The organism is Methylobacterium litchii (genome assembly GCF_038442315.1).
Lineage (GTDB): Bacteria > Pseudomonadota > Alphaproteobacteria > Rhizobiales > Beijerinckiaceae > Methylobacterium > Methylobacterium litchii.
Genome location: NZ_JBBXMY010000011.1, coordinates 117,504 through 138,497, shown reverse-complemented (window position 1 = coordinate 138,497; position 20,994 = coordinate 117,504). Strand labels below are relative to the sequence as shown.

Annotated in this window: 22 protein-coding genes; 10 read left to right on the top strand and 12 right to left on the bottom strand. The window is 69.8% G+C overall.

Annotated features, from left to right (window positions below):
* Positions 1-64 precede the first annotated feature (64 nt).
* Positions 65-706: an HdeD family acid-resistance protein gene (locus AAHF99_RS19305; protein WP_342166094.1), complete on the top strand. Its 642-nt coding sequence runs from the start codon at positions 65-67 to the stop codon at positions 704-706.
* Positions 703-3,126, top strand: coding sequence for a PBP1A family penicillin-binding protein (locus tag AAHF99_RS19300; RefSeq protein WP_342166093.1), 2,424 nt, complete (start codon positions 703-705; stop codon positions 3,124-3,126). The genes AAHF99_RS19305 and AAHF99_RS19300 overlap by 4 nt, the downstream gene beginning before the upstream one ends.
* A gap of 69 nt (positions 3,127-3,195) precedes the next feature.
* On the opposite strand, the gene AAHF99_RS19295 is transcribed toward AAHF99_RS19300, so the two are convergent.
* The 7 genes from AAHF99_RS19295 to AAHF99_RS19265 all read right to left on the bottom strand — a co-directional run bounded on the left by AAHF99_RS19295 (position 3,196) and on the right by AAHF99_RS19265 (position 9,169).
* Positions 3,196-3,609: a penta-EF hand family protein gene (locus AAHF99_RS19295; RefSeq protein ID WP_243930616.1), complete on the bottom strand. Its 414-nt coding sequence runs from the start codon at positions 3,607-3,609 to the stop codon at positions 3,196-3,198.
* Positions 3,610-3,758: 149 nt separating this feature from the next.
* Positions 3,759-4,016 carry a hypothetical protein gene (locus AAHF99_RS19290; protein WP_243953723.1) on the bottom strand — a complete coding sequence of 86 codons (258 nt, stop codon included), beginning with the start codon at positions 4,014-4,016 and terminating at the stop codon, positions 3,759-3,761.
* A gap of 67 nt (positions 4,017-4,083) precedes the next feature.
* Positions 4,084-5,700: an ABC transporter substrate-binding protein gene (locus tag AAHF99_RS19285; RefSeq protein WP_342166092.1), complete on the bottom strand. Its 1,617-nt coding sequence runs from the start codon at positions 5,698-5,700 to the stop codon at positions 4,084-4,086.
* Between the two features lie 80 nt (positions 5,701-5,780).
* A complete protein-coding gene (locus AAHF99_RS19280; RefSeq protein WP_342166091.1) occupies positions 5,781-6,842 on the bottom strand; it encodes an MBL fold metallo-hydrolase in 1,062 nt (353 codons plus the stop codon).
* Positions 6,843-6,895: 53 nt separating this feature from the next.
* On the bottom strand, positions 6,896-7,135 hold the full coding sequence (locus tag AAHF99_RS19275) for a DUF6894 family protein (protein WP_243953720.1): 240 nt from the start codon (positions 7,133-7,135) through the stop codon (positions 6,896-6,898).
* Between the two features lie 88 nt (positions 7,136-7,223).
* The gene (locus tag AAHF99_RS19270; RefSeq protein WP_342166151.1) at positions 7,224-8,249 is read right to left on the bottom strand and encodes an aromatic ring-hydroxylating dioxygenase subunit alpha; all 1,026 of its coding nucleotides are present in this window, start codon (positions 8,247-8,249) and stop codon (positions 7,224-7,226) included.
* A gap of 410 nt (positions 8,250-8,659) precedes the next feature.
* Positions 8,660-9,169, bottom strand: coding sequence for an ATPase (locus tag AAHF99_RS19265; RefSeq protein ID WP_342166090.1), 510 nt, complete (start codon positions 9,167-9,169; stop codon positions 8,660-8,662).
* A 303-nt stretch (positions 9,170-9,472) separates the two neighbouring features.
* Between AAHF99_RS19265 and AAHF99_RS19260 the strand changes: the two genes are divergently transcribed.
* The 5 genes from AAHF99_RS19260 to rimM are packed head-to-tail and all read left to right on the top strand — an operon-like array spanning position 9,473 to position 12,660.
* Complete coding sequence (locus tag AAHF99_RS19260) at positions 9,473-9,691, top strand: glutathione S-transferase (protein ID WP_342166089.1); 219 nt, start codon at positions 9,473-9,475, stop codon at positions 9,689-9,691.
* 10 nt (positions 9,692-9,701) lie between these two features.
* Positions 9,702-11,273, top strand: coding sequence for a signal recognition particle protein (gene ffh / locus AAHF99_RS19255; RefSeq protein WP_342166088.1), 1,572 nt, complete (start codon positions 9,702-9,704; stop codon positions 11,271-11,273).
* Complete coding sequence (locus tag AAHF99_RS19250; RefSeq protein WP_342166087.1) at positions 11,270-11,599, top strand: chorismate mutase; 330 nt, start codon at positions 11,270-11,272, stop codon at positions 11,597-11,599. Before ffh ends, AAHF99_RS19250 begins: the two co-directional genes overlap by 4 nt.
* A gap of 9 nt (positions 11,600-11,608) precedes the next feature.
* Complete coding sequence (gene rpsP, locus AAHF99_RS19245; RefSeq protein WP_243930607.1) at positions 11,609-11,971, top strand: 30S ribosomal protein S16; 363 nt, start codon at positions 11,609-11,611, stop codon at positions 11,969-11,971.
* An 11-nt stretch (positions 11,972-11,982) separates the two neighbouring features.
* On the top strand, positions 11,983-12,660 hold the full coding sequence (gene rimM / locus AAHF99_RS19240; protein WP_342166086.1) for a ribosome maturation factor RimM: 678 nt from the start codon (positions 11,983-11,985) through the stop codon (positions 12,658-12,660).
* Positions 12,661-13,025: 365 nt separating this feature from the next.
* Here the strand turns inward: rimM and AAHF99_RS19235 are convergent, their stop codons facing one another.
* Positions 13,026-13,745 (bottom strand): class I SAM-dependent methyltransferase, encoded by a 720-nt coding sequence (locus AAHF99_RS19235; RefSeq protein WP_342166085.1) that lies wholly within the window; start codon positions 13,743-13,745, stop codon positions 13,026-13,028.
* A gap of 75 nt (positions 13,746-13,820) precedes the next feature.
* Here AAHF99_RS19235 and trmD point away from each other — a divergent pair, with 75 nt between their 5' ends.
* The gene (gene trmD / locus AAHF99_RS19230) at positions 13,821-14,528 is read left to right on the top strand and encodes a tRNA (guanosine(37)-N1)-methyltransferase TrmD (RefSeq protein WP_342166084.1); all 708 of its coding nucleotides are present in this window, start codon (positions 13,821-13,823) and stop codon (positions 14,526-14,528) included.
* A 6-nt stretch (positions 14,529-14,534) separates the two neighbouring features.
* On the opposite strand, the gene AAHF99_RS19225 is transcribed toward trmD, so the two are convergent.
* A complete protein-coding gene (locus tag AAHF99_RS19225) occupies positions 14,535-14,714 on the bottom strand; it encodes a hypothetical protein (RefSeq protein WP_243953712.1) in 180 nt (59 codons plus the stop codon).
* Between the two features lie 188 nt (positions 14,715-14,902).
* On the opposite strand from AAHF99_RS19225, the gene AAHF99_RS19220 reads away from it, so the two are divergent.
* Together AAHF99_RS19220 and serA are read left to right on the top strand one after the other, a co-directional pair.
* Positions 14,903-16,072 (top strand): phosphoserine transaminase, encoded by a 1,170-nt coding sequence (locus AAHF99_RS19220; protein WP_342166083.1) that lies wholly within the window; start codon positions 14,903-14,905, stop codon positions 16,070-16,072.
* Positions 16,073-16,171: 99 nt separating this feature from the next.
* Positions 16,172-17,779, top strand: a complete 1,608-nt coding sequence (gene serA, locus AAHF99_RS19215) for a phosphoglycerate dehydrogenase (RefSeq protein WP_342166082.1) — start codon at positions 16,172-16,174, stop codon at positions 17,777-17,779.
* Between the two features lie 74 nt (positions 17,780-17,853).
* Here the strand turns inward: serA and AAHF99_RS19210 are convergent, their stop codons facing one another.
* From AAHF99_RS19210 to tesB, 3 genes are all read right to left on the bottom strand, one after another.
* Positions 17,854-19,353 (bottom strand): ammonium transporter, encoded by a 1,500-nt coding sequence (locus AAHF99_RS19210; protein ID WP_342166081.1) that lies wholly within the window; start codon positions 19,351-19,353, stop codon positions 17,854-17,856.
* A gap of 96 nt (positions 19,354-19,449) precedes the next feature.
* Positions 19,450-19,788: a P-II family nitrogen regulator gene (locus AAHF99_RS19205; protein ID WP_238248428.1), complete on the bottom strand. Its 339-nt coding sequence runs from the start codon at positions 19,786-19,788 to the stop codon at positions 19,450-19,452.
* Between the two features lie 298 nt (positions 19,789-20,086).
* Positions 20,087-20,974 carry an acyl-CoA thioesterase II gene (gene tesB, locus AAHF99_RS19200; protein ID WP_342166080.1) on the bottom strand — a complete coding sequence of 296 codons (888 nt, stop codon included), beginning with the start codon at positions 20,972-20,974 and terminating at the stop codon, positions 20,087-20,089.
* Positions 20,975-20,994: the final 20 nt, after the last annotated feature.

The following is a 20,994-nucleotide window of genomic DNA, read 5'->3' as shown; positions in this document are numbered from 1 at the left end:
TTGGGGGGCGAACGGTGGAGCTTGCTCGCGACGCCGCAGCCCCCTCGCCGGAGCACGCCAGGCCATGACAGGCGGTCCCTCTCTCGATCCCCGGTCCACCACGCCCACGGGCGTTCCCCTCGTCGGGGCCGCCCGCCTCGACGCCATGAGCACCGCGCTCGCCCGCAACTGGTGGCTCGTCGCCCTGCGCGGGGTGGTCAGCATCCTGTTCGGCGCCATCGCCTTCGCGGCGCCGGCCGCCTTCGTGCTCTCGCTGGTCCTGTTCTTTGCCGCCTACATGCTGGTGGACGGCATCTTCACCATCGTCGGGGCGATCCGCGCCGCGCAGAAGCACGAGCGCTGGGGCTTCCTGCTGCTCGAAGGCGTCGTGGACATCGTCGTCGGCGTGGCCGCCTTCCTCGTGCCGGCGGCGGCGGTGTGGGCCTTCGTGCTGCTGCTCGCCGCCTGGGCCTTCGTGACCGGCGCCCTGATGATCGCCGCCGCCTTCCGGCTGCACCTGCATTACGGGCGGTGGTGGCTCCTGCTCGGCGGGATCGTCTCCGTGCTGTTCGGCCTCGCCCTGGTGATCGAGCCCGGCATGTCGGCCCTGGTGCTGACATGGTGGCTCGGCGCCTATGCCATCGCCTTCGGCGTGATGCTGGTGATCCTCGGCGTCAGCCTGCGCAGCCGCCACGCCTCCGCGACCGTGCTCCCGCGCAGGCCGTGAACGACGGCCCTCGCCCGGACCCATCGCCCCCCGGGGGCCAATCGCCCGACACCCGCGCCGCCGGGCGCGAGGTGCTCGGCGCGGCCGCCGCCCTCGGGCGCAGCCTCGGTGTCTTCGCCGGACGGGCCGGGGGTGGCGCCTACCGGGCGGCCCGCTCCGGCCTGCAGGGCGCCGTCGAGGCTCGTCGCCGCCGCCGGGAGGCGCGGCCCGCGCCCGAGCCGCGGCCGGCGACGCCGAGCTGGCTTCGCAGCCTGCGCGCCGTGTCGTCCGGCCGGCCGGCCCTGGCGATCGCCGCGGCCGTCATCCTGCTGCCGGCAATGGCGCTCGGCCTCTACGTCCTCGCCGCGCTCGTGAGCCTGCCGCCCCTCGGCAGCGGCGCGGCGGCGCCGGCCCAGCGCGCCGTCACGGTGGAGGCCGACAACGGCAAGGTCTTCGCCACCCGCGGCAGCTTCCGGGGCCAGAGGCTGACCCAGGCCGACCTGCCGCCGCACCTCGCCCAGGCGATCGTCGCCATCGAGGACCGGCGCTTCTACCAGCATTGGGGGATCGACCTGCGCGGCCTCGCCCGCGCCGCGTGGCGCAACCTGCGCGGCGGGGGCGTGCGCGAGGGCGGCTCGACCATCACGCAGCAATATGTCCGCCTCATCACCCTGAATCAGGAGAAGTCGCTCTGGCGCAAGACGCAGGAGGCGCTGCTGGCGCTGCGCGCCGAGGCGACCATGAGCAAGGACGAGATCCTGCTCGGCTATCTCGATGCCGCCTATTTCGGCGCGGGCGCCTATGGTGCCGATGCCGCCGCACGGCGCTATTTCGGTAAGCCGGCCAAGGCCCTGACCCTGCCCGAGGCGGCGATGCTCGCGGGCCTCGTCCGCGCGCCGTCGCAACTCGCCCCGACGCGCAACCTCGGCGGCGCCAAGGAGCGCGCCGACGTGGTGCTCCAGGCCATGGTCGAGACCGGGGCCATCACCGCGAAGGAGGCGGACGCCGCCCGCCGCCAGAGCGTTACGCTGAAGACCCCGCCCGAGGCGCCGCCCGGCTCGAACTACTTCCTCGACATGATCGCCCCGGATCTGAAGCGTCTGGCGGGCACCGACGGCGACATCACCGTCCGCTCCACCCTGAACCTCGATCTCCAGAGCCTCGCCGAGGCGGCGGTGGCCAAGCGCCTCGACAAGGACGGCGCCCGCCGCAAGGTCGGGCAGGCGGCGATGGTGGTGCTGTCGAAGGAGGGCGCGATCCTCGCCCTGGTCGGCGGGCGCGATTACGAGGACAGCCAGTTCAACCGCGCGGTGCAGGCGAAGCGCCAGCCCGGCTCGCTGTTCAAGATGCTCACCTACCTCACGGCCTACGAGAAGGGTTTCACGCCCGATTCGGTGGTGGTCGACCGCCCCGTCCGCATCGGCGATTGGGAGCCGGAGAACGACGACAACAAGTACCGGGGGCCGGTGCCCCTGCGCACCGCCTTCGCCCTGTCGATCAACACCGTGGCCGCCCAGCTCGGCCAGGAGGTCGGCATCCCGGCGATCATCGCCACGGCGAAGCGGCTCGGCATCCAATCCGACCTCCCGGCCGTGCCGAGCCTCGTCCTCGGCTCCGGCGCGGTGAGCCTCCTGGAGATGACCCGCGCCTTCGGTTCGGTCCTTGCCGGGCGCACGCCTCTGGACACCTACGCGATCAACGCGATCCGGGGCGGCGATCCGAAGCCGGTCTACGTCCGCGCCGACCCCACCGACACGGCGAGCCTGCCCGTCGAGCCGCGCACGATGATGCTCGATTCCCTCCAGGCGGTGGTGGAATCGGGCACCGGCCGGGCGGCCCGGGTGCCGGGCCAGATCATCGGCGGCAAGACCGGCACCAGCCAGGATTTTCGCGATGCGTGGTTCGTCGGCATGACGCCGGACCTCGTGGTCGGCGTCTGGGTCGGCAACGACGACGACAGCCCCATGAACAGGATGTTCGGCGGTGAGATGCCGGCGGGGATCTTCCACGATTTCGTCCAGCGGGCCTCGGCGCTCATCGCCAAGGGCAAGGCGCGGGCGCCCGTCTCCGCCGCGCGGGCCGAGGCCGTGCCCGCGACGCAGGTGGCCCCGCCGCCCTCCGACACGTCGGACGAGGTCCGGGGCGTGCCGAGCGTGATCGACACCGCCACCCTCTCGTTCCGGGGGCGCGCCGTCCGACTCCTCGGCGTCGAGGGCCAGGGCGGGCATCTCGCCCGGCAACTGGCCGCCTACCTGCGGCGTCGCGAGGTGGTCTGCGCGGGCGGCGGCGCGGAGGGCGTCCGCTGCACCCTCGAAGGGGCCGACCTCGCCGGGCTCATCGTGGCGGCGGGCGGTGCCCGCGCCCGCGAGGATGCCCCGCCCGACCTTCTCGACGCGGAGGATCAGGCCCGGGCCGAGCGCGTGGGGCTGTGGGGACGGTAGGGGCGGTCCCACGCCAACAAAAAACCCCCGGCTCTCACCGGGGGTTCGTCCGTGCAGCGGGGATGCCGCTTACTTGATGAGGGCGAGGAGCGCCTTGCCGGCCTTGGAGTTCAGCTCCTTGGCGTCGAGGGTGCCGTCACCGTCCGGGTCGGCCATCTTGAAGCGCTCACCGACGGCCGCGAGGTATTCCTTCTTGTCGAGGGTACCGTCGGAATCCGGATCGGCGGTCTTCACACCGGCCTTGCTCAGGCGGCCCTTCAGCTCCTTGGCGTCGAGGGTGCCGTCGGAATCCTTCTCGAGGCGGTCGAACGTGGCGGAGGCGACAGCCTCGACTTCCTTCATGTCGACGGTGCCGTCGTTGTCGGTGTCGATCATCTTGACGGCGCCGGCGCCGCCCATCGGCTTCGCCATGGCGGACGGCGCTGCAAAACCAGCAGCCAGAAGAGCCACGGCCGCGAAACCACTGATGTTGCGAAGGGTCATTGCCACTTTCTCCCGAAATCGATGCGTGAGTGTCCTAGTGCGCGGACCAACCTAACGCAAGTGCGAAAAGTGGCCGTCGGTTGCGGTAACACTACAAAAACGTGAAAGGGGCCGGCGAGTACCGGCCCCTTCAAGTCCTGGCGGCTGGATCAGTATTCGTAGCCGCGACGATAGACGCGCCGGTCATCGCGGCGGTCGTCCCGATAGCGCTCCTCGCGGTAATAGGCGCGGCGCTCGGCCTCGCGGTCCCGGCGATATTCCTCGCGCTGGAAATCCCGCTCGCGCTGGCCACGAGACCGCAGGTCGATGCTTGGGCCGCCCGGCCCGATATCGATCCGCTGGGCCACGGCCGGAGCAGTGCTGGCGATCGAGGCTACGACGATCGCACCGGCTAGCAGTGTCTTCATAAGTTCCTCCTTCGCGTATCGCGACTCAACACGAGTTCGCGAAGGAGGTTCCGAAGTTCGATTGTCTTCAGGCAAGCGTGGTCAGATCCTGGAACCAGTGCTGGGCCTGGACATACTGCTTCACGCGGTTCGACAACGCATGCGCATTGGTGTCGTGCACCACCCAAACCTGCACCGCGTCGTTCACCACGATTTCGTGGATGCGGGCGAGGAGTTTGTCCTGCTCGGCCGGGTCGAGGCTGGCCTTCACCTTATCGCAGAGGCCATCGACCTCCGGGTTGCGGTAATGGCTCCAATTCACGCCGTTGGGTGAGATCTGCTTCGAATCGTAGAAGCGCAGGATCGCGTAGAATGGGTCCGACGTGACGTAGGCGATGTTTTCCGCCGAGACGCTCTTCAGGCTCGGATCCGCCGCGCCCTGCCGCCACGCGGTGTAGGCGACCTCCAGCTCCACCACCTTGAACTCGGCCTGGATGCCGACTTCCGCCCAGCTCTGCTGGACGTACTCGTTGATCGGCAGGGACAGCATCTGCCCGGTGCCGCCGCTCGGGATGAGGATCGTCGTCTTGAGGGGGTTCTTCACCGAATAGCCCGCCTCCTCCACGAGCTTGCGGGCCTGATCGACATCGGTCTTGATCGCGAAATCCGGCTTGCCGAACCACGGGCTCGACTTCTGCACCTGCCCGACCGCCGGGGTGGCGAGCCCGCCCATCAGCTGCACCACGCCGTCCCGGTCGATGGCGAGGTTGGCCGCCTTGCGCAGGCGCAGGTCGCGCCAGGGCGAGCCCTCGAGCATGGAGAGGTGGTAGTTCCAGACATGGGGCGTGTCGTTGCCGACGATGCGCATGCCCGCACCCTTGAGGCGCGGCACGGCATCGGGCGCGGGGGATTCGATAAGATCGACATTGCCCGAGAGCAGGGCGTTCACCCGCGCGAGATCCTCGGGCACGCAGGTGAGCGTGAGCTTCGACAGCTTCGAGATCCGCTTCGGATTCCAGTAGGCGGCGTTGGGCACCATCTCCAGGCTGACGCGCGGCAGGAGCTTCACCAGCTTGAACGGCCCGGTGCCCGAGGGCGCGAAGGCGAACTTCGCCCAGTCCCGCCCGACCTTCTCGTATTGCGCGGGCGAGGAGATCAGGAACCACAGCATCTGGTAGGGGAACAGGCTGTCGACGGCCTTTGTCGTCACCTGCACCGTCATCGGGTCGAGCTTCTTGTAGGACGCGACGCCCGGCAGGCGCGGGCGGACCTGCGCGGCCTGACGCTGGTCGAAATGCGGTGCCTCCTTGTTCAGCACCTTGTCGAAGTTCCAGATCACCGCGTCGGCGTCGAAGGCCGAGCCGTCGTGGAACGTCACCCCGTCGCGCAGGCGGAAGATCCAGTTCTTCCGGTCGGCGGGATCGCTCTCCCAGGAGGTGGCGAGCCCCGGCACCATCTTGCCGGGCCGGTCTGCCACGTCGAGTTCCCAGGCGACCAGCGGATCGTAGAGGGTGAGGCCGGTGAACTGGTAGCCGCCCGCGCCCCTGTCCGGCTGGCCGGTGGTCAGCGGCAGGTCGGTCATCGAGATGCCGTAGGTCAGGGTCCCCGGTTCGCTCGCGGCCTGTGCGCGGCCGGCGGTGCTGAGGGCGGCGAGCGCTGCCCCTCCGGCCATGAGGGAGCGGCGTGTCGGCACGACGAAGGTCATCAGTTTCCCGGCTCGGACGCGGCTGGCGTCGCCGCATCCGGTATCTTGCATACATCGTGCCGTATGCTTGGCCGGACGGTTCAGCCCTGCCAGACCTGGCCGGGCCGCAGGGCGAGGAAAGTTTCCGGCGCCATGCCGGCCGTGGCGAGGGCGGCGGCGAGGTCTTCCGCCGGGCGCTCGACGCCCTCGTCGGTCAGTTGGAACGTGCCCCAATGGTGCCCGAGCGCCTGCTCCGCGCCGAGGATGCGGGCGATCTCCACCGCCTCGGCGGGATCGACATGCTGCGGCCCCATGAACCAACGCGGCTCGTAGGCGCCGATGGGCAGGGTGGCGAGGCGCGGCGACCCGAAACGCGTGCGCACCGCCTGGAAGATCGACCCGTCGCCGAGGCCGGTATCGCCGACATGATAGTGGAAGCCCTGCGGCGACAGGATCGCGAAGGCGCACCACAGGGCCATGCGGCGGTCGTTGATCCCCCGCGCCGACCAGTGGTTGGCGGGCGTCAGGTGGACGGACAGCCCGTCGCCGAGATCGACCGACTCGCCCCAGTCGCGGGTCTCGACATGCATCGTGTCGTCGTAGCCGCGCAGGATCGCGTCGTTGCCGAGGGGCGCCACCATGAGCGGCTGATGCGCCTGCCAGATCCGCGCAAGGTTCGGCCCGTCGAGATGGTCGTAGTGGTTGTGGGTGATGAGCACCGCATCGATGGGCGGCAGGTCGGCCAGGGCGATGCCCGGCGGGTTCACCCGCTTGGGCCCGGCGAAGCGCACGGGGCTCGCCCGCTTGGCGAAGACCGGATCGATCAGGATGTTGCGGCCGGCGACCTGCACGAGGTAGCTCGCGTGGCCGATGAGCACGACGCGCAGGCCCGCCACCCGCTCCGGCGGCCGGTCGGCCGGGAACGGGCTCGGGACGCTCTTCGGCCAGGGCGTGCGGCGGCGCTGGGCCTGCCAGCGGGCGACGTCCTTCAAGCCGCGGTCGGTGTCGACCCCCGGCAGGAAGAAGCGCTTCCCGTCGAAATGGTCCGAGACCGGCCCGGAATAATAGGGGTTCGCGTTGCGGCGGTGGGCGGCATAGCCGACGCCGCCGAGGGTCATGACCGTGGCCGCGCTCGCGACCGTCAGCAGGCTGCGCCGTTTCATGCTTCAGGAGATGGCCGCCGCGCCGCGCCGGTCAAGCGCGACGCGATAGCGGATCAGCCCTCGATGATCTCCGTGGCCAGGGAAAGGCGCACCCGGTAGACCACCTTGCCCACGGCATCGCGGACGCCCGCCACGTAATCCTGGCGCTCTACGTCGGGGAGCATGTCGCGGGCGATGGCCGACATGATGCGGACCACCTTGGCCCGGGCCGCCGGCAGGTCGGGCAGGTCGAAGCCGACCTCGTCCTTGATGGGCTGAATGCCGTCGTGCAGATCGATGTAATAGCGGGGCATTGGGCAACGTGTCTCGGGGCAACGAACCGGGCGCGAGACTACGTAAATCATGGTTAACAGGAGCTTTCCGCGCGCGGAATCCTGCGGCTCATGAGCGCCAGCGCAGTTCCCGCCGCTCCAGCGGATTGACGAAGGGACGCCCGGCGAGGCCCGCTTCCAGCGCCTCCCGCTTCAGCCGGAAATACCATTGCGAGGGCAAATCGCCTTGGCCGAACAGGACCATGGTCGGCTTGCGGTCGAGCCCCTTCTGCGCATCCTGCAGCACCCGTTGATCCTGCCCGAGGAACTGGCGCATCAGCGGCCGGGCGACGGGCTTCAGCAGGTTGAGCGCCGGCATGCTCCAATAGAGCGCGTTGGTCAGCATGGTCCGGTGGGGCGAGAGCGGCGTGGCGTAGGTGTAGTTCGCCACCCGGCGCGTGCCCGCGCGGATCCGCTCCAGCCGCACGCCCGGCAGACGGAACTCGATCTCCACGTCCGGCACGCCGCCGAGTAGCTTGTAGACCGGCGAACTCGTGGTGGTGGCGTGGCTCGCCATGGTGAAGCCGTGCATCACCGGCTCGAAGATCTTCACCTTCTCGCGCAGCTGCTTCGAGGGGCGGAACCACCACGTGTCGTGGACGAAGGCGACATGGCCTGGATCGACGAGGCTGAGCACCGTGAGGTCGAAGGAGGCCTCGACCTCCAACTCCACCACGAGGCTGCCGGCCGGCTCGAAATCGAGGGAGGGCAGCTCGGGCGGCTCGCCGAGGGCCGGGCCGAGATGCGGGTTCACCCAGAGGAAGCCCGCGCTCTCGCGGATCGGGAAGGGCTGCACCCGGATGCGAGAGAAGTCGGCGGCGTCGTGCTCGGACAGGGTCGGCACGTCGCGGCAGCCGCCATCCGTGCCGAAGCGCCAGCCGTGGAACGGGCACATCAGGGTCTGCCCGTCGAAGGGGCCCTTGGAGAGGGCCATGCCCCGGTGCGGGCAGCGGTCCCGCAGGGCGAAGAGTGCCCCATCCTTGTCGCGCCCGACCACCATCTGCTCGCCGTTCAGGGCGACGGCGCGCACACGCCCGCCCCCGACGCTGTCGGCCCGGCCGACGCAGTACCACGCGCTCGGCAGCGGTTGGCGCATCGCATCCGGATCGAGGGCGGCCTCGTCGGCGGCGCGGGGTGGAGGAACCTGGACGTTCACGGGCGGGATCGCGGTGAAGGGATCGGAAGGTCTTGCGGCCTCCGGGCCGTCTTACTCCCTTCCGCACCCCCGGCGAAAGCGAGGGCTAAGCGACGCAGCCTCCCACCCTTCACAAGCCGGCTTTGGCCGCCTAACTTCCTCCTACCCGCAACTAACGAAAGGAGGTGATCCAGTGTCTCATTGTCATCAGCCGACCGTCTCGGCTTCCCGGACCTGGACCTTCGCCTCCGGCGCGTCGCACTAAGCGCGTCTGAGTCTCGAATTCGGACCAGTTCCGCCGGACTGTCGGTTCGGCAATGGAAGGGCCATCCTGGAAACGGGGTGGCCCTTCGCCGTTTCAGGCCTTCGCGTCAGGCCTTGACCGACTGGAACAGCGGCTTGGCCAGGGCCTCGGCCCGCGCCCGCCACAGGTCCCGGTCCTCGCGAAAGCCATCCCGCTCGGCCGTCAGGGCGTCCCGCTCTGCGCGGAAGGCAGCGTGCTCGGCCTGGACGGCCTCCTGCTCGGCCCGCAACTCCTCCAGCGAGGTCATCTCCTGCGCGATATGCTCGCGCAGCTCGCGGATTTGCGCGGCGAGAGCGCTCTGGAGGGCGTCCTGCCGGTCGTGCTCGACCTGCAGCTTCGCCTTCAGCATCAGGTTCTCCGCCATCAGTTCGGAGATGTCGGCATCCTCGGCCTGCTCGGGGGCCTTGGGCGGGGTGAGGCGCGGCCCGCCGGGGCTGTTGTCGGCGGCTGGGGCCTGGAGCGGGCCGTTCGCGTCGGTCTCGTAGCGCTGCAGGGCGCTGAGCCAATCCCGCAGCGGAGTCGGAGCCGCCTGGTTGTCGTCCTGGTAGGCCGGAAACGCGCGGGCGGGTTCAGACATCGTCATGCGTCCTGGGAATCATTCCCCTTCACCCAAGCCGAACATGCTTAACGGGTGGTAAAGGGACGCAGGGCCCATGCCGCCCTGCACTGCTGTGCGAGAGAGCGAGGGTGAGGGAAAAATTGACTTTTCCCCGTCCGGTCGCTACGCCCCGCGCTCCCGATCCTGAGATGATCGCGTCACGACCCGCCGACCGGCCCGCGAGGCCGGAGGTCAACGCCCGACAGCGCGTCCGCGCCCTCGGGCGCGATGGGCGTTGGGCGAACTCCCGAAGGCGGGCCGGGTGGCGGAGGCTTGCACCGCATGGTGGCCGAGAGACACGTGCTGAAGATCGAGGACGCGGTGAACGACGCCTGCCCGTGGTCGGGCGAGCCGATTTCGGCCGACTCGCTGACGCTCTACAACGGCGCCGTCGTGGGCTTCTGCAACCCCGAGTGCCGGGACAAGTTCGCCCGCGCGATCCAGAGCTTCGAGGCGTCGCTGCAGGCCCGCCGGGTCTCGCGCGCCGGGCTCGAGCAGTAACGGGCCGGGCATGTTCGAGGGACTTTCCGACCGCCTTTCCGGCATCCTCTCCGGCCTCACCCGCCGGGGCGCGCTGACCGAGGCCGATGTCACCGCCGCCATGCGCGAGGTGCGCCGGGCCCTGCTGGAGGCCGATGTCGCCCTGGAAGTGGTGCGCGGCTTCACCGACCGGGTCCGCGACAAGGCCGTCGGCGCCACGGTGCTGAAGTCGGTCACGCCGGGCCAGATGGTGGTCAAGCTCGTCAACGACGAGCTGATCGCCATGCTCGGCACCGATGCCGAGGTGATCAGCCTGAACGCCCCCGCCCCGGTGCCGATCCTGATGGTCGGCCTCCAGGGCTCGGGCAAGACCACCACCACCGCCAAGATCGCCCGCCGCCTCAGCGAGCGCGAGCGCCGGAAGGTGCTGCTCGCCTCCCTCGACACGCGCCGCCCGGCCGCCATGGAGCAGTTGGCGGTGCTGGCCAAGCAGGTCGGCGTCGACAGCCTGCCCATCGTCGCCGGCCAGTCGGCGGTACAGATCGCCCGCCGGGCGATGGAGGCCGCTCGTCTGGGCGGCTTCGACGTGGTGATGCTCGACACCGCCGGCCGCACAACGGTCGATGAGGCGCTGATGGTCGAGGCCGCCGAGGTGAAGGCGGCCACGAACCCGCACGAGGTGCTCCTCGTCGCCGACGCCTTGACCGGCCAGGACGCGGTGAACACCGCCCGCGCCTTCGACGAGCGGCTCGGCGTCACCGGTATCGTGCTGACCCGGATGGACGGCGATTCGCGCGGTGGCGCGGCGCTCTCGATGCGTGCCGTCACCGGCAAGCCGATCAAGCTCGTCGGCACGGGCGAGAAGGTCGATGCGCTGGAGGAATTCCACCCGGCGCGGGTGGCCAACCGCATTCTCGGCATGGGCGACATCGTCTCGCTGGTCGAGAAGGCCGCCGAGACCATCGACCACGAGCAGGCGCTCCGCACCGCGGAGAAGATGCGCAAGGGCAAGTTCGACCTTGAGGACCTGTCCATGCAGCTCGCGCAGATGGAGCGCATGGGCGGCATCGGCGGGCTGATGGGGATGCTGCCCGGCATGGGGCAGATCAAGAAGCAGGTCGAGGGCGCCAATCTCGACGAGAAGATGTTCAAGCGTCAGCGGGCGATCATCTCCTCGATGACCCCGCAGGAGCGCAAGAACCCCGATATCCTGAAGAACAGCCGCAAGAAGCGCATCGCGGCGGGCTCGGGTGTCGACGTCTCGGAGATCAACAAGCTCCTGAAGATGCACCGGACCATGGCCGACATGATGAAGGCGATGGGTTCGGGCAAACGCGGCATCGGCCAGGCGCTGGGCTCCATGTTCGGGCTCGGCGGCGGTGGCGGCGGGATGCCGGGGGGCATGCCCGGCCTCCCGCCGGGGATGCCCGAGCCGACGCCGGAGCAGATCGCCGCCCTGGAGAAGCAGTTCGGGGGCAAGCTGCCACCCATGCCGCCGGGCCTCGGGGGTGGCGGTGGAATGCCGAAGTTGCCGGGCCTGCCGGGCCTCGGGGGGCCGAAGCTCCCCGGCCTCGGCGGCCTGCCGTTCGGGAAGAAGAAATGACGATCCTTTCCGCTCAAGGCGTCGATCCCGAGCTCGCGCGCCTGCGCGACAGCATCGACAATTTCGATGCCGCCCTGATCCATCTGCTCGCCGAGCGCTTCCGCTGCACCCAGCGGGTCGGCGAGCTGAAGGCCCGCAAGGGGATTCCCCCTTCCGATCCGGACCGGGAGGCCCGTCAGGTCGCCCGGCTCCGCACACTCGCGGTCGACGCCAAGCTCGACCCCGATTTCGCCGAGAAATTTCTGGCGTTCGTCGTCAAGGAAGTCATCCGGCACCACCAGACGATCGCGGCCGAGCACGGCGCCACGGTCGACAACCAGAACTAGGAACACACCATGTCGCTCAAGATCCGTCTCACCCGCGGCGGCGCCAAGAAGCGCCCCTACTACCGCATCGTCGTCGCCGACGCCCGCTCGCCGCGCGATGGCCGCTTCATCGATAAGGTCGGCGCCTACGACCCGATGAAGGCCAAGGACGATCCGGCCCGCATCGTGCTCGACAACGAGAAGATCCAGAGCTGGCTCGCCAAGGGCGCGCAGCCGACCGATCGCGTCCTGCGCTTCCTCGATGCCGCCGGCCTCGCCAAGCGTCCGGCCCGCAACAACCCGCAGAAGGCCGAGCCGGGCGAGAAGTCCAAGGAGCGGGCCGCCAAGCGCGCCGAGAAGGCCGCCGCCCCCGCCGAAGACGCCGCCGCGTAAGGCACGCGCTGGTGACGCGCCGCCCCGCTGGTCCCCATTCCCGCGACGGCGCTCGCCGCGCCCGACCTCCGGCCCTCGCGCCGGAGGTCGCGACCTCGGCCAAGCCCCCCGCCCCGAAGCCGCCGCCGGCCGCCGTCGATCCGGATCTCGTCCTGATGGGCGAGTTCGGGCGGGCGCACGGCCTCAACGGCGAGGTGCGGCTGAAGTCGTACACGGCCGCGCCGCTCGACATCGCCGGCTACGGCCCGCTCACGACCGCCGACGGGCGGGCGCTGGCCCTCGCCGAGGTCCGCCCCGCCCCCGGCGCATCGGCCGACATGCTGATCGCCCGCGTCCAGGGCGTCTCCGGCCGTACCGCCGCCGAGGCCCTGAACCGCCTCGCGATCTACGTCCCCCGCGCCCGCCTCGGCACGCCGGATGACAACGACGAGGTGTTCACCACCGACCTGATCGGCGCCAGCGCCATCGATGCCACGGGGACCGTCGTCGCGACGGTGGTCGCGGTGCCGAATTACGGCGGCGGCGATCTCCTGGAACTGCGCCCGGCCGCAGGCGGGGCGACGGCACTCCTGCCCTTCACCAAGGCGTTCGTGCCCGATCTCGACATGCCGGCGAAGCGGATCACCGTTGCGCTGCCCGAGGATTTCTTCGAGGCGCCGGGACCGAAACCTGCCGACGATCCGGGCTGAACCGCTCGAACGGGGCGATTGAAATTCAGGGCCTGGGGATTTATCCTCAGGGTGGAGCCGGGGAAAGCGCTACCTCGCCTCGGCTCCTTTGCTCTGCTGCTATATGAGCTTGAATGCCAGCGTGATGGTCACAGACCACGCGCTGGCATTTTTACTCACGGTGACGGTGAGGATCGGTATCCCGAGCACACGAATCACCTCCTCTCCGATCGATCTCCTCACCCATGCGGGGGCGACGGCCGATCAGCTCCGCCGCAAGCCCCGTAGCGGGGGCCTTCGGATCGGAGAGGCGCCTCAAGCGTAGCCGTTATCACCTCCAGCGTAGCAGTGCTCAAGCAACGGTGCGTTGATTCGTACGGCCGCGCTTATCGCGCCGTCGCCCCGTCCCGACATGGACGAATCGTCTCCGGCTTCGGCCTCGCCTCCGGCGCGGGGGCCTCGAACACCGCGAGATAGGTACCATCCGGCATCGGGTGGAAGCCGGTCTCGCGGTAGCCCACCGCCGCCAACTCGCAGCGCAGGAGGGCGGGCGGCGTGCCGTGGCGGGAGGGGATGTCGTCCGCATCGAGGATGCCGACACGACCGCCCGGACGCATGGCGGGGGCGAGATTGTAGAGCAGGCCGAAGGGCTGCGTGATCTCGTGGTACATGTGGACCAGCACCACCGCGTCGACGGAGGCCGGGGGAAGACGCGGGTCGTGCGGCTCGCCCTGCACGACCGTCACGTTGCCGAGCCCCTTCACCCGCCGCTCCAGGCTGGCGAGGTAGGACGGCGTCACGTCCTCCGCGAGGACCTTGCCCGAAGGCCCGACGCGCGGGCTCAGCCGCACGACGTAGTAGCCGCTGCCCGCCCCGATATCGGCCACCGTCTCGCCGGGGGCGATCCGCATGGCCTTGGCGACCTGCTCGAACTCGCCCGTCTTGTCGCGCTGGGCCTCGGCCGTCCATTGCGGTGCGACGATCTCCGCGACGGGGCGGTCCGGCTTCGGAAAGGCTCCGGCCGGGGCCCCCGGAGGCGCCAGCGGTTGAGCGGCCCAGGCCGGCACGGTGAGGGCGAGGGAGAGAAGGAGCGAGAGGCGCAGCATGTTGGACAACCGCCGAGGACCCCAGCCGGTGCCGGCCGCGTTGACCGTGCCGCACCGGACGCGCGATGGAGCGCCATGACGCGCGCGGACATGCCCTGGCGGGCCACGATCCTCACCCTCTACCCGGAGATGTTCCCCGGCCCCCTCGGCGTGTCGCTCTCCGGTGATGCGCTCGCGCGGGGCGAGTGGAGCCTGGAGGCGCGCAACATCCGCGAGCACGGGCTCGGCCGACACCGGAACGTGGACGACACGCCCTCCGGCGGCGGGGCGGGCATGGTCCTGCGCTGCGACGTGCTCGCCGCCGCCATCGATGCCGCCGCGCCGCAGGAGGATCCGAGACCGCGCCTCCTCATGTCCCCCCGGGGTCGCCCGTTGCGGCAGGAGCGGGTGCGCGAACTCGCGGCGGGGCCGGGTGTGGTGGTGGTCTGCGGCCGGTTCGAAGGGGTGGACGAGCGGGTGATCGCGGGACGCGACCTCGAAGAGGTGTCGATCGGCGATTACGTGCTCTCGGGCGGCGAGATCGGGGCGATCACCCTGCTTGATGCCTGCGTGCGCCTGCTGCCCGGCGTCATGGGCAAGGTGGAGTCGGGCGTGGAGGAAAGCTTCGAGGGCGGGCTCCTCGAATACCCGCATTACACCCGCCCGCGGGAATGGGAGGGCCGCGCCATCCCGGACATCCTGAACGGCGGCAACCACGGCGCCATCGCCAAATGGCGGCGGGCGGAGGCCGAGCGAATCACCGCCGAGCGGCGGCCCGACCTGCTGGCGGGAAAGAGGCCCTGAACGCCCTCAGGCGGGCTTGAGGTCGAGGACCGGCCCGTCCGCCTCGACGAGGAGGGGATCGAATTCGAGCACCTGCACCTGCGGGCGCTCCATCAGGTCGCCCTTCCGGCTGCGCGGCAGCATGGCAATCACGACGGCGAACAGAACCGTAAAGGCCGCGACGATCGCGGCATCTTCATAGGACATCGGCGCACCCGGAACACAACGCGGTACGCCGTCCAGGCTAATCGGCCGATCTTAATCGCTCGTTCCGCGCCCCGGACCGTGATCGTCCCGGCGCGGATCGGGCTTGCAACCGGCCAAGTTTGGGCGCATCCGCGTCGGCGGGACACTCCTCCCCAACGAGGAGCGCCCATCTGCAAGGATGGATCATCATGAGTGCTCGACCCACCACGCGCCCGCGCGTGAACCACTTCTCGTCCGGTCCCTGCGCCAAGCGCCCCGGCTGGACCCCGCAAGCCCTCGCCGACGCCGCCCTCGGCCGCTCGCACCGCTCCCCCCTCGGCAAGACCAAGCTCGGGCAGGCGATCGACCTGACCCGCGAGATCCTGCAAGTGCCGGCCGATTACCGGATCGGCATCGTCCCGGCCTCCGATACCGGCGCCGTCGAGATGGCGATGTGGACCTTGCTCGGCTGCCGCCCGGTGACGGTCGCCGCCTGGGAGGCCTTCGGCAAGGAGTGGGTCACCGACGCGCTCAAGCAGCTCAAGATCGAGCCGGTGATCCACCAGACGCCCTACGGCGTGCTGCCGGACCTCGCCTCCATCGACACGAAGACCCATGACGTCGTCTTCACCTGGAACGGCACCGCCGCCGGGGTGAAGGTGCCGGACGGCGCGTGGATCGCCGCCGACCGCGAGGGGCTGACGATCTGCGACGCCACCTCGGCCGCCTTCGCGCAGGACCTGCCGTGGGACAAGCTCGATGTCGTCACCTTCTCCTGGCAGAAGGTGATGGGCGGCGAGGCCGCGCACGGGATGCTGATCCTCTCGCCCCGCGCCGTGGCGCGGCTGGAGAGTTACACGCCGTCCTGGCCGCTGCCGAAGGTGTTCCGCCTCACCAAGGGCGGCAAGCTCATCGAAGGCATCTTCAAGGGCGACACGATCAACACCCCCTCCATGCTCGCGGTCGAGGATTACCTCGATACGCTGAACTGGGCGCAGCGGATCGGTGGCCTGCCGGCGCTCCACGCCCGGGCCGACGCCAACGCGGCGGCGATCTATGCCTGGGTCGACCGCACCCCCTGGGTGGCGCCGCTCGCCGTCGATCCGGCGACGCGCTCCAACACGGGCGTGTGCCTCGTGATCGCCGACCCGGACGTGCTGGCCAAGGGCGACGAGGCCGTGGCCGCGCTGGCCAAGGGCATCGCCGCGCGGCTGGAGAAGGAGGGCGTCGCCCTGGACATCGCGGCCTATCGCGATGCCCCCGCCGGTCTCCGGATCTGGTGCGGCGCCACCGTGGAGACCGCCGATGTCGAGGCGCTGCTCCCGTGGCTCGATTGGGCCTTCGCGCAGGAGAAGGCGGCCCTCACCCAGGCTGCCTGAGGCACCACGCCTCCCCCCGCTTCGTGCATCCCTCCCCGGCGACGGGGAGGGACGGTGCCCTCTCGCCTGACGCCGCTCTGCGGCGCCGGAGGCCCCCTCATGCCCGCACAGATTTCACAACCGAAGCGTGTCCTCGTCTCCGATGCCCTCTCCGAGGCGGCGATCCGCATCTTCCGGGATCGCGGCATCGCCGTCGATTTCCGTCCCGACCTCGGCAAGGACCGCGATGCGCTGATCCGCGAGATCGGCGCCTATGACGGTCTCGCCATCCGCTCGACCACCAAGGTGACGCCCAAGGTGCTGGAGGCCGCGACCCGGCTGAAGGTGATCGGCCGGGCCGGCATCGGTGTCGACAACGTCGACGTCGCCGCCGCGACGGCCAAGGGCGTGATCGTGATGAACACGCCCCACGGCAACGCGATCACCACCGCCGAGCACGCCATCGCGATGATGTTCGCGCTGGCCCGCCAGATCCCGCAGGCCGATGCCTCCACACAGGCCGGGAAGTGGGAGAAGAACCGCTTCCTCGGCATCGAACTGACCGCCAAGACGCTGGGCGTGGTCGGCTGCGGCAACATCGGCGCCATCGTCGCGGAGCGCGGCATCGGCCTGAGAATGAAGGTGATCGCCTACGATCCGTTCCTCTCGGCGGAACGGGCGGTGGCGCTCGGGGTCGAGAAGGTCGAACTCGACGATCTCCTCGCCCGCACCGACGTCATCACCCTGCACGTTCCCCTCACCGAGAAGACGCGCAACATCCTCTCGGCCGAGGCTCTGGCGCGGACGAAGCCCGGCGTGCGCATCGTCAACTGCGCCCGTGGCGGCCTGCTGGACGAGGAGGCCCTGCGCGCGGCCCTGGATTCCGGCCATGTGGCGGGGGCGGCGCTCGATGTGTTCGCCGTCGAGCCGGCGAGGGAGAATCCGCTCTTCGGGCATCCGAACGTGATCTGCACACCGCATCTCGGCGCCTCGACGGCGGAGGCGCAGGAGAACGTAGCGTTGCAGGTGGCGGAGCAGATCTCGGCCTATCTCACCGACGGGGCCATCGCCAACGCGGTGAACTTTCCCGCCATCACCGCCGACGAGGCGCCGCGCCTGCGGCCCTTCGTGGAACTGGCCGAAAAGCTCGGCTCGTTCCTTGGACAGCTCACGGAAGCGCCCGTCACCGGCATCCGCGTCATCTACGAGGGCGCGGTCGCGGAGATGAACACCCGCGCGCTCACGGCGGCGGCGGTGACGGGGGTGCTCCGCGCCTTCCGCTCCGACGTGAACATGATCTCGGCCCCCGCCCTGGCGCACGAGCACGGGATCGTGGTGGACGAGGTCCGCCGGGGCGGCGCCCACAGCACCTTCGAATCGGTGGTGCGGATCACCGTCGAGGCGCAGGACATGCCCCGCGACGCGGCGGGCACGGTCTTCCAAGACGGCAAGCCGCGGGTGATCGAGATTCGCGGCATCGCCATGGATGCGGGCTTCGCGCCGCACATGCTGTTCGTGCGCAACGACGACAAGCCGGGCTTCATCGGGCGCTTCGGCAGCCTCCTCGGGGAGGCCGGCATGAACGTCGCGACCTTCAACCTCGGCCGCGAGCGCGAGGGCGGCGACGCCATCGCCTTCGTCGCCGTGGACGGGCCGGTGACGGAGGACGTGCTGACGCAAATCGCCGACATCCCGCAGGTGAAGCGGGTGCGGGCCCTGCGGTTCTAGAAGGTCCCAGCGTTGAAAAAACGAAAAGGCCCCGGCTCTCGCGAGCCGGGGCCTTTCTCGTCAGAGCCTATGGCTCAGTAGTTGTAGGCGCGCTCGCCGTGATCGGCGATGTCGAGGCCCTCGCGCTCCTCTTCCTGCGTGACGCGCAGGCCGATCGTCAGGTCGACGAGCTTGTAGAGGATCGCCGAGCCGATACCCGACCACAGGAGGGTCAGACCCACGGCTTCGGCCTGCACGATGACTTGGCTCATCATGTCGTAGGCGCCGACCGCCAGCTCACCGGGCTTCGACGTGTAGTCGGGGATGCCGACGCCGCCGAGGTTCGGATCGACCAGGATGCCGGTCGCCAGGGCGCCGAGGATACCGCCGACGCAGTGGACGCCGAAGACGTCCAGGGAGTCGTCGTAGCCGAGCGCGTTCTTCACGGTCGAGCACATGATGAAGCAGACCACGCCGGCGACGAGGCCGAGCACGATCGAGCCCATCGGGCCGGCGAAACCGGAGGCCGGGGTGACGGCCACGAGGCCGGCGATGGCACCCGAGACCATGCCGAGCAGCGACGGCTTGCCCTTGAGCGCCCACTCGGCGAACAGCCACGCCACCGCCGCGCCGCAGGTCGCGACGAAGGTGTTGAGCATGGCGAGCGCGGCGGTGCCGTTGGACTCGAGGTTGGAGCCGGCGTTGAAGCCGAACCAGCCGACCCACAGGAGCGAGGCGCCGATCATGGTCATGGTCAGCGAGTGCGGGGCCAGCAGGTCACGGCCATAGCCGATGCGCTTGCCGAGCATCAGGCAGCCCACGAAGCCCGCGATGCCCGCGTTGATGTGCACCACGGTGCCGCCGGCGAAGTCGAGGGCGCCCTTCTGGAAGAGGAAGCCCGCATCCTTGTTGACGGCGTCGAGGGCCGCCTGGGCGCTGGCCTTGGAGGCGTCGTCCGTCGCGGCGGCGAGCGCCTTGGCGGCATTGCCGACCGCATCCGGCCCGCCCCAGTACCAAACCATGTGGGCCATCGGGAAGTAGATCAGCGTGACCCAGAGGATCATGAAGACCACCAGCGCTGAGAACTTCATGCGCTCGGCGAAGGAGCCGACGATCAGGGCGGGCGTGATCATCGCGAACGTCATCTGGAAGCAGATGTAGACGTATTCGGGGATCACGACGCCGTTGGAGAAGGTCGCCACCGTCGAGTTGGCATCGACGCCCTTCAGGAACACCTTCGAGAAGCCGCCGACGAAGTCGTTGATGCCGCCGCCGTTGGTGAAGGCGAGGCTGTAGCCGTAGAACACCCAGAGCAGGCCGGCGATCGCCACGATGGCGAAGACCTGCGTGAGGACCGAGAGCATGTTCTTGGTGCGGACGAGGCCGCCGTAGAACAGGGCGAGGCCGGGCACGCTCATCATGAGCACGAGGGCCGCCGAGATCAGCATCCAGGCGGTGTCGCCCTTGTTCGGGATCGGCGACGGGGGCGGAGACGCGGCCTCAGGGGTCGGCGTCTGCGCGAGCGAAGGCTCGACCAAAAGAAAGGCGAGCGCCGCCCCTCCCAAGCCGAGCGTGAGGGCAGTACGGAGTTTCATGGGCACGAGGCTCCCGGTCGCGGTCGCGGTGTGGAAGATCGGAAAGGGGATGGGGGTCGAATGGGCGCTGCCGGCGGGCCGGCGCAGCCCCTTCGCTCAGAGGGCGTCGGCGTCGGTCTCGCCGGTCCGGATGCGCACCGCCTTTTCAAGCGGCATCACGAAGATCTTGCCGTCGCCGATCTGGCCGGTGCGGGCGGCACCCGCGATGGCATCGACGACGCTGGAGGTCAGGTCACTGGCGACCGCCACCTCGATCTTGAGCTTCGGCAGGAAGCTCACGGCGTATTCGGCGCCGCGATAGATCTCGGTATGGCCCTTCTGACGGCCGTAACCCTTCACTTCGGTCACCGTCAGGCCGTGCACGCCGATGCCGGTGAGGGCGTCGCGCACCTCCTCCAGCTTGAACGGCTTGATGATGGCCATCACGATCTTCATGGGTGGCACCCCCTTGATGCGTCTTGGGATCCGTTGCCGCTGCCGGACCGGCGCGGCACCCCGGTCCGGGTGGTCCACATGGCCAGGATGGCCTGCGGTTGTACGACACCATTCAAGGACTGTGCCAGCCAAGCTCGGCCGTAGGAACCCGCCGTTCGGAGGGGCCTGCCCGCAAATTAGCCGCGCGATTGCCCATCAAATGCGCAGCATCCGCCCAACACTGCACGCCGATAAGGCGGATTGAGCAAGGAACGGCCGAGGCGACGCGAAAGGCGCCCTGCACGTCGGTGGGGAGAGTTTAATCCAGCCGTGGGCGGATCAGCCCTTCCTGGGCGACGGAGGCCACGAGCACGCCGTCGCGGTCGAAGATCTGCCCGCGCGCGAAGCCGCGTGCGCCTGCGGCGGCTGGGCTGTCCTGCGCGTAGAGGAGCCAGCCATCCGCCTTCACCGGCCCGTGGAACCACAGGGCGTGGTCGAGGCTCGCCGCCTGGACCTGCGGATCGAACACCGAGCGCCCGTGCGGGATCAGCGACACGTCGAGCAGCGTCATGTCGGAGGCATAGGCCAGCACGGCCCGGTGCAGGGCGGGATCGTCCGGCAGGGCGGCGGCGGCACGCAGCCATACGTTGAAGACCGGCTCGCGCGGCTCGCCGCCGCGATAGCGCCGCAGGTCGACCGGGCGCAGCTCGATGGGCCGGGGCCGGGCGAAATACGCGGCGATCGCCTCCGGCAGGGCGAGCCCCGCCTCGGCGGCGATCTCCCGCCCGCCGGGCAGGCCCTCCGGCCCCGCCACGGGGGGCATCGTCGGAAGATGGGTGAAGCCGTCCTCCACGATCTGGAACGAGACCGTCGTCGCGAAGATCGCCCGGCCGTTCTGGATCGCCTTCACCCGGCGGGTGGTGAAGCTCTGGCCGTCGCGCAGGCGCTCGACCTCGTAGACGATGGGGATCCTCGGATCGCCCGGCAGCAGAAAATAGGCGTGCAGCGAATGGACCAGCCGGTCCGCCGGCACCGTGCGGGTCGCCGCGACGAGGGCCTGGGCCACCACCTGCCCGCCGAACACCCGCCGCCAGCCGGTCTTCGGGTTCTGGCCCCGGAACAGGTCGGTCTCCAGCCGCTCCAGGTCGAGGATGGCGATCAGTTCGGCGACCGCCTCGGTCATCGCATCGGTGTCGGCATCGGACATTCGGGTGGGATCCGCTGGGC

Coding starts and splice junctions, on each gene's coding strand:
- AAHF99_RS19305 (WP_342166094.1), top strand. CDS start 65: ATGACAGGCGGTCCCTCTCTCGATCCCCGGTCCACCACGCCCACGGGC.
- AAHF99_RS19295 (WP_243930616.1), bottom strand. CDS start 3,609: ATGACCCTTCGCAACATCAGTGGTTTCGCGGCCGTGGCTCTTCTGGCT.
- AAHF99_RS19290 (WP_243953723.1), bottom strand. CDS start 4,016: ATGAAGACACTGCTAGCCGGTGCGATCGTCGTAGCCTCGATCGCCAGC.
- AAHF99_RS19285 (WP_342166092.1), bottom strand. CDS start 5,700: ATGACCTTCGTCGTGCCGACACGCCGCTCCCTCATGGCCGGAGGGGCA.
- AAHF99_RS19280 (WP_342166091.1), bottom strand. CDS start 6,842: ATGAAACGGCGCAGCCTGCTGACGGTCGCGAGCGCGGCCACGGTCATG.
- AAHF99_RS19275 (WP_243953720.1), bottom strand. CDS start 7,135: ATGCCCCGCTATTACATCGATCTGCACGACGGCATTCAGCCCATCAAG.
- AAHF99_RS19270 (WP_342166151.1), bottom strand. CDS start 8,249: ATGCGCCAACCGCTGCCGAGCGCGTGGTACTGCGTCGGCCGGGCCGAC.
- AAHF99_RS19265 (WP_342166090.1), bottom strand. CDS start 9,169: ATGTCTGAACCCGCCCGCGCGTTTCCGGCCTACCAGGACGACAACCAG.
- AAHF99_RS19260 (WP_342166089.1), top strand. CDS start 9,473: ATGGTGGCCGAGAGACACGTGCTGAAGATCGAGGACGCGGTGAACGAC.
- ffh (WP_342166088.1), top strand. CDS start 9,702: ATGTTCGAGGGACTTTCCGACCGCCTTTCCGGCATCCTCTCCGGCCTC.
- AAHF99_RS19250 (WP_342166087.1), top strand. CDS start 11,270: ATGACGATCCTTTCCGCTCAAGGCGTCGATCCCGAGCTCGCGCGCCTG.
- rpsP (WP_243930607.1), top strand. CDS start 11,609: ATGTCGCTCAAGATCCGTCTCACCCGCGGCGGCGCCAAGAAGCGCCCC.
- AAHF99_RS19235 (WP_342166085.1), bottom strand. CDS start 13,745: ATGCTGCGCCTCTCGCTCCTTCTCTCCCTCGCCCTCACCGTGCCGGCC.
- trmD (WP_342166084.1), top strand. CDS start 13,821: ATGACGCGCGCGGACATGCCCTGGCGGGCCACGATCCTCACCCTCTAC.
- AAHF99_RS19225 (WP_243953712.1), bottom strand. CDS start 14,714: ATGTCCTATGAAGATGCCGCGATCGTCGCGGCCTTTACGGTTCTGTTC.
- AAHF99_RS19220 (WP_342166083.1), top strand. CDS start 14,903: ATGAGTGCTCGACCCACCACGCGCCCGCGCGTGAACCACTTCTCGTCC.
- serA (WP_342166082.1), top strand. CDS start 16,172: ATGCCCGCACAGATTTCACAACCGAAGCGTGTCCTCGTCTCCGATGCC.
- AAHF99_RS19210 (WP_342166081.1), bottom strand. CDS start 19,353: ATGAAACTCCGTACTGCCCTCACGCTCGGCTTGGGAGGGGCGGCGCTC.
- AAHF99_RS19205 (WP_238248428.1), bottom strand. CDS start 19,788: ATGAAGATCGTGATGGCCATCATCAAGCCGTTCAAGCTGGAGGAGGTG.
- tesB (WP_342166080.1), bottom strand. CDS start 20,974: ATGTCCGATGCCGACACCGATGCGATGACCGAGGCGGTCGCCGAACTG.